This window comes from Streptomyces bobili, from assembly GCF_002154575.1.
GTDB classification, from domain to species: domain Bacteria; phylum Actinomycetota; class Actinomycetes; order Streptomycetales; family Streptomycetaceae; genus Streptomyces; species Streptomyces bobili.
Window position 1 is genome coordinate 1 of record NZ_MUBA01000525.1, and the last position, 6,658, is coordinate 6,658.

The window sequence follows — 6,658 nt, forward strand, 5'->3', positions numbered from 1 at the left end:
TCGTGAAGTCGAGGGCTCCGGCCAGCCACGGCGCCCGCCGCCCGGAGCCCTCGACTTCACGATTCCTTCACGCGTGGTCTACCGTAACCCGTCTGTACTGGCACCACTCGGGGGATTCCATGCGCAATCGCCTTGCCCTCACTGTCCTGTTCACCGCTGCCGTCGGCGCTCTGGCCGCCTGCGATCCGGCCACCGGCGGCGGCTCCGCCGCGAAGACGCCGTCCGCCGCGCCCGCTTCCAGTACGGCTCCGTCGGCCCCGGCGACTCCGACGCCTTCCGCCTCTCCTGACGGCAAGGTGGCCGCCGACGTCAGGGCCACGGTGCCCGACTTCGTCGGCATGGGACTCCAGGCGGCGCAGGACAAGGCCCAGGAAACCGGCTTCTACGGGCTGACCTCCCACGACTCACTCGGCCGGGACCGGATGCAGGCCTTCGACCGCAACTGGAAGGTGTGCAGCCAGAACGTGAAGGCGGGCACCTCGGCGTCCACCGGCACGACGCTCGACTTCGGCTCGGTGAAGCTGGACGAGACCTGCCCGGACAAGGAGCAGGCGGCACCGACCGCGGCCGGCGGCAAGATGCCCGACTTCCGCGGCAGGTCCGTGAAGGCGGCCCGCGCCGCCCTCGACAGCGGCACGTCGATCACGGTGAACGACGCCTCGGCGGAGGACCGTTGGGTGCTGATGGAGAGCAACTGGAAGGTCTGCGCCCAGAATCCGGCCGCCGGGACCGAGCTCAAGGGGCAGCCGGTGACCTTCACGGCGGTCAAGTTCGGCGAGAACTGCACCTGAGCCGCACCGGCGACGAGTCCGCCCCACACCGACACCGGTAGTCAGCCCGGCGGAGTGATCGCGGCGCCGCGGGCCGGCACCAGGGCCCAGCGGATCGCCGCCGTCATCGCGGCGCCGAGCGGCCGGACGCACAGGTGGTCGACCAGGGCGAGCCGCGGGAGGCGCAGCTCGGCGGCGGCCCAGTCGGGCAGCAGCGACACCGCGTTGGCGGCCAGCACGCCGTAGGGCAGGCGGGCGACGAGCGGGACGGGCGGGCTCAGCAGGAGGAAGCGGGCGGCGTCCAGGGCCTCGGGCGTCGCCCGCAGCTGCGGGCGGTACGCCGACAGCCGCGCCGCCAGTTCCCTCCTGGTGCGCGGCGGACCGGGGATGCCGAGGGCGACGGCGATCCGTGCCGTGTCCTCGACGTATCCGTCGCACTCGGCGTCCGACAGCGGACGCAGTCCGTAGCGCTGGTGGGCGCGGAGGAAGCTGTCGACCTCGGCGACGTGCACCCAGGCCAGCAGACGCGGGTCCGAGGCACGGTACGGCTCGCCGCTCGCGGTGACCCCCCGGACGCGTTCATGGACGGCGCGGACCTGGTCGCAGGCCCGCTGGGCCTGCTCGGCGGTGCCGTACGTCGTGGTGGCGAGGAAGGTGCTGGTGCGCTGGAGCCGGCCCCACGGGTCGCCGCGGAAACCCGAGTGGGCGGCGACGGCCGCCATGGCGAGCGGGTGCAGCGACTGCAGCAGCAGGGCGGACAGCCCGCCGACGAACATCGAGGCGTCGCCGTGCACCCGGCGCACGGGCCGCTCGGGTCCGAACCAGCGGGGACCGGGCGTGCCGTGGATCAGGGCGCGGTTGCGGGCACCGTCCGGACCGGCGACACGCGTGAAGAGGCCCTGCCCCAGCCACAGGCGCGGGTTCGGGCCGTGCTTTCGGACCGTCGTCATGGCTGCCGCGGCCTCCTTCCTGCACGACGGAAGGCGGAGGATCGTGACGTCCGCTCCTCCTTTGTACTCCTGTCAGGCGCGGATCAGGGGCAGTCGTACACGAACCGGACCTCGGCCGACCGGCGCTCGGGCGACAGCAGCCGCAGCTCCGCGACCGCCGTGTGACGGCCCGGCCCCTGGAAGCTCCACAGCAGCTCGATCCGCACCTGCCGCTGTCCCCGGACGACCTCGGTGTGCCGTACGTCGGAGGAGGTGCCGTCGCTGCGCACCCACCGGTAGGAGAGCGTGCCGGGCCGGCCGTCGGTGCGGACGACCCCGACGATGCCGGCGGTCGAGTCACAGCCCAGGGTCTGTCGTGCGGCCGTCACCGAGACCTCCCGTACGTCCACCGCCGATGCCGTGTGCTGCCGCCAGAACAGGAAGAGCACGGCGGCGACCAGCACGAGCGCGGGCAGCGCGTGCCGTTGCGGACGGCGGCGCGGTGCCGGGGGAGTCACGAGCGTGGGCAGCGTCGGATGCGGGCGCCGGGCGAGCGCCGCGGTCACGCCGGGACCGAAGCGCAGGACGGTCGCGTCGCCGGGAGCGGCCCCCGAGTCCACCACGAGGGTCGGGACGGGCGCGGGTTCGGGTTCGGGACGCTGGACCCAGTGACTGGCCAGCACGGTCGCGCTGTACTCGTCGTCCCCGGTGTCGGGTCTCGTCGGGGGGGAGGGGTTCGGGTGCGGGCGGGCCGCCGTCGGGGATGGTCACCGGAGTTCACACTGCCGGGTCAGGAGCTGCTGGGAGGCGCCGCCGTCGGCGGAGGCGGGAGTGGTGCCGGCCTGGACCGTCCAGTAGCAGCCGGTGCCCCGGAAGGAGTGGTCGACGGTGAACGAGTACTGCGTGGCACCGCTGTGCCGCGTCGTCGACTGTGTCCCGTCGCCGGCTCCCGGCGGGCCCGCGGTGTTCCCCGTGAACCAGCCGACGGTGACGGAGACCGGGCCGGTGCCGTCGGTCGTGACGGTGATCGTCGCCGTCGCCGTGCCGGGACCCGTCTGCCGGAAGCCGGTCACGGCCACGTCCTTGACCGCGGGCGGCCCCGGGGGAGGAGCGGAGGTGCCGGTCGTCACGGTGGGCGAAGCCGGCGCCGTGGGTTCCCCGGTGGTGGCCGTACCCGTGCCGGGCGTGGTCCCGGACGCGGAGGCGGAGGGGACGACCGACGTCGTCGGCGGGGGAGCGAGGCTGCCGGACGCGGCGGTGGCGGGCGGCGAGGACGTGGGCGTCGCCGACGGCGTCGCGGTGTCCGCCGGAGCGGTGCCGGTGGGCGTGGCCGGCACGGCGCTGGTGGTGGCCAGCACCTGCGCCGCCTCCCCGGAGGCCGCCGCCGCGTCCTCGCCGACGCCGCGCGCCGCGAGGATCGCCACGAGCACGACGGCCACGGACACCGCGAGCCCCGGCCAGGTCGGCCGCCACGGACGCAGCCCCGAGCGGCCCCGCGGAAACACCGTACGGGCCGTGTCCGTGGTGACGTGCGGTGCCTCACGGGCGGTCGGGAGCAGGAACAGGAGCAGGGCGACGACCGCGGCCAGCCGACCGCGGCCCCGCTCCTCCCAGTCGCTCCCGTACGCCGCCACGGCGACCGCCTCCAGCTCCGCGACGAACGTCGCCGCGTCCGGGGGCCGGTGCTCCGGCGACTTGGCCAGCCCCCGGCCGACCAGCGAGCGCACCGCCTCGGGCACCTCCGCGACCGGGATCGCGCCCTCGACGTGCTGCAGCGCCAGCTCGGCCAGGTGGTCGCCCGCGTAGGGTCTGCGCCCCGTCAGGCACTCGAAGAAGGTGGCCGTGGCGGCGTACACGTCCCCGGCGGGCGAGGCCGGCGCACCGGTCCACTGCTCGGGGGCCATGTAGGCGGGCGTCCCCGCGATCCCGGCCCGCACACCGGCGTCGACCGCGATACCGAAGTCGACCAGCTTGGACACGCCCTCGGGCGAGACCAGCACGTTCTCCGGCTTGTAGTCCCGGTGGACCACGCCGACGCGGTGCGCGTCCGCCAGTCCGAGGAGCGATCCCTTGAGGACGACCAATGCCGCCTCGGGCGACAGGGGGCCCTGCCGGGCCAGCGCGGTGCGCAGGGAGACGCCGTCGACCAGTTCCATCACGATGGCGGCGCCGTTCGTCGCCTCGACGTACTCGTAGAGACCGGCCACGTGCGGGCTCTCCAGCCCGGCGAGGAGCTGTGCCTCGGCACGGAACCCGTGGACGAAGCCGGGCCGCGTCCGCAGCGACTCGCTGAGGTACTTCACCGCGACCGGCACGCCGGTCGGCTCATGGACGGCCAGCACCACCCGCCCACTCGCCCCGGACCCGAGTTCGAGCGACTCGGAGTACCCCGGTACCGCCCATGCGTTCATCGCCGTCCCCCAGCCCGCCCGCACTACGCTCTCGTTGCCGTGGCCCGGCATATCGGACCACAGCGGCGAAGACACATTTCCGGCCAGTACGGTTGCAGGACGGACGGTCCCTTCCCCGCGTCACCCTCCCGGCCTCCCCCTTCCCCGCTTCTCCCTTCCCCCGGTCACCTCTTCGCCGTCAGCCGCCAGAAGTCACGCATCAGGGCGGGCGGGGTCGGCCCGGTCATCGTCATCTGGGTGAGCAGCACGGCGACCGTCCCGTCGGCGGGGATCAGATGCGCCGACGTGCCGGAGCCGCCCACCCAGCCGTAGCGGCCGGGCACGTTCCACGGGGTGACGTGGCCGACGTCCACCGCGCCCCCGTACCCCCAGCCCTGGCCCTCCAGGAACAGGCCGCAGGACGCGCGCTGCCCGAGGGTGAGGTGGTCGGTGGTCATCCGGTGCACGGACTCCTCGGACAGCACGCGCCGGCCGTCCGCCATGCCCTTGGCCAGTACCATCCGGGCGAAGGCGAGCCAGTCCCGCGCGGTGGACACCAGGCCGCCGGCACCCGACGGGAAGGCGGGCGGCGCGCTCCACTGTCCGTCGGGCGCGTCCATCACCTCGGGTACGCCCTGCGCACCCGGCCGGTGGAGCGGGGGCAGCCGGTCGAGCCGGTCCGCCGGTACCCAGAAGGTGGTGTCGCTCATCCCGAGCGGTTCCAGGACCCGTTCCGCCACGAACTCGGGCAGTGGCTGTCCGGACACACGGGCCGCCAGCACGCCCTGGATGTCGGAGCCGGTGTTGTAGAGCCAGGCCTCGCCCGGGTGGTGCAGCATCGGGATGCGGGAGAGATGGGCCATCCACTCGTCGGGTGCGGGCACGTGCGCCGGGTCCAGGCCGGACTTGAGCGTCGTGAAGAGCGGCTGGAGGGCAGGGAGCGAGAAGTCGTCGGGGAAGCCGTGCCCGGACCGGAAGGTGAGCAGGTCCTCCACGGTGACGTCCCGCCGCGCCGGGACCACGTAGTCGAGGCCGGCCTGCGGAGTGCGCACCACCTGCGGGGCGGCCAGCTCCGGCAGCCAGCCCTTCACCGGCTCGTCCAGCGCCAGCCGCCCCTCGTCGACCAGGGTCAGCAGGGCGGCGGCCATCACCGGCTTGGTGATCGAGGCGAGCCGGAACAGGGTGTCCTCCCGCATCGGGGAGCCGCCGCCGAACGCGAACGTCCCGGCGGCCACCGTCTCGACCCGCCCGCCCCGCGCCACCAGGGCCACCGCCCCGGGAACGGTGCCGTCGTCGACGTACTGCCGCAGGAGGTCGTACAGGTCGCTCATGGTGTTCCGCCTTCGGCCGGCCCGCCGGTGGGGTGCGGGGCGTGTAGACGGGTGACCGGGCGACCCGCCGGAACTCATCGTTCACCGGGAGAACGGTGCCGGGCCGATGTCCTGGGCGGCGCCCACCGGTTCCCTTCCCCTGTCCTTTCCCCCTTCGCCTTCCCCGTCCCTGGCGTGCGCGGCGGCGAGGCTTCCGGCGGTGAGGAGGGCGGCGAGGGCCGCGAGCATCGTGCCGCGTGGGCCGAACGCGTCGAGGAGCGGCGCGGTGGCGGCCGTGCCCAGCGCGCCCACAGCGAAGTACAGGACGAGGTAGACGCCGGTGAGACTCCCGGAGCGGTCGGGGTCGACGGCGACGACGACGCTCTGGTTGGCGGCCTGCGCGGCGAAGCAGCCCGCGTCGAACAGGGCCAGCCCCAGCACGGTCGGGACGGGGTGCGGGAAACCGGCGGCCAGGACCGCCGTGCCGAGTGCCGCGACCCCCATGGCCCCGACGACGACCCGGCCCGGCGTGTACCGGTCGACCAGCCGGCCGGTGAACGGCAGGGCGGCGAACCCGAGGAGCCCGGCCAGGCTGTACAGCCCGATCGCGGTGGAGTCGAGCGAGTACGGCGGACGCGCGAGCGTCAGCGAGAGGGCCACCCAGACGACGTTGAAGGCGAAGTACCACAGGCCGCCGGTGACCACGGCGCGGCGCAGCGGGCGGTGCCGCCGCAACAGCGGCGCCAGTGCCGCGAGCGCGGCCGGATATCCGCCCCGCGGGCCGGGACGGTCGCGGGGCAGGAGCCGCCCGGTGGCGAACGCGCCGAGCAGCGCGAGCCCGGCGAAGACCAGCAGCATGCGGCGCCAGCCCAGGAGGTCGGCCAGGCTTCCGCCGGCCCAGCGGCTCAGCAGGATGCCGGCCGACAGGCCGGTGGCGACCGTGGCCATGGCCGTGCCGCGCCGGCCGGGCGCGGCGTACCGGCCCGCGATGGCCCCGGCCTGCGCCGCGACCCCCGCCATCGCGCCGATGAGCAGACAGGCGGTCAGCAGGGCCGGCGCGTTGGGCGCGGCGGCGGCCAGCGTGAGCGCGGCGGCCAGGACGCAGAGCTGCACGCCGACCAGCCGGTGCGGGGCGATCCGGTCGGTGAGGGGCAGCAGCAGCGCGAAGCCCGCCGTGCAGCCGACGAGGATGGCCGTCGGGATCAGCCCCGTCGTGGTCGCCGACAGTCCGAGGTCGTCGGCCACGTCGGTGAGGACGG

General features: G+C 74.7%; 6 protein-coding genes. 1 reads left to right on the forward strand and 5 read right to left on the reverse strand.

The genetic code is table 11. The features are described from left to right. Positions 1–119: 119 nt before the first annotated feature. Positions 120–791: a PASTA domain-containing protein gene (locus tag BZL64_RS32510; RefSeq protein WP_086772709.1), complete on the forward strand. Its 672-nt coding sequence runs from the start codon at positions 120–122 to the stop codon at positions 789–791. Between the two features lie 41 nt (positions 792–832). On the opposite strand, the gene BZL64_RS32515 is transcribed toward BZL64_RS32510, so the two are convergent. The 5 genes from BZL64_RS32515 to BZL64_RS32535 all read right to left on the reverse strand — a co-directional run. Further along, positions 833–1,720 (reverse strand): oxygenase MpaB family protein, encoded by an 888-nt coding sequence (locus BZL64_RS32515; RefSeq protein WP_086772710.1) that lies wholly within the window; start codon positions 1,718–1,720, stop codon positions 833–835. Positions 1,721–1,803: 83 nt separating this feature from the next. Beyond that, on the reverse strand, positions 1,804–2,382 hold the full coding sequence (locus BZL64_RS32520; protein ID WP_208639566.1) for a hypothetical protein: 579 nt from the start codon (positions 2,380–2,382) through the stop codon (positions 1,804–1,806). 84 nt (positions 2,383–2,466) lie between these two features. After that, the gene (locus tag BZL64_RS32525; protein ID WP_086772711.1) at positions 2,467–4,110 is read right to left on the reverse strand and encodes a serine/threonine protein kinase; all 1,644 of its coding nucleotides are present in this window, start codon (positions 4,108–4,110) and stop codon (positions 2,467–2,469) included. A gap of 164 nt (positions 4,111–4,274) precedes the next feature. Further along, positions 4,275–5,420, reverse strand: a complete 1,146-nt coding sequence (locus BZL64_RS32530; RefSeq protein WP_086772712.1) for a serine hydrolase domain-containing protein — start codon at positions 5,418–5,420, stop codon at positions 4,275–4,277. A gap of 81 nt (positions 5,421–5,501) precedes the next feature. After that, on the reverse strand, positions 5,502–6,658 hold a 1,157-nt coding region (locus BZL64_RS32535; RefSeq protein ID WP_086772713.1), incomplete at its 5' end, for an MFS transporter.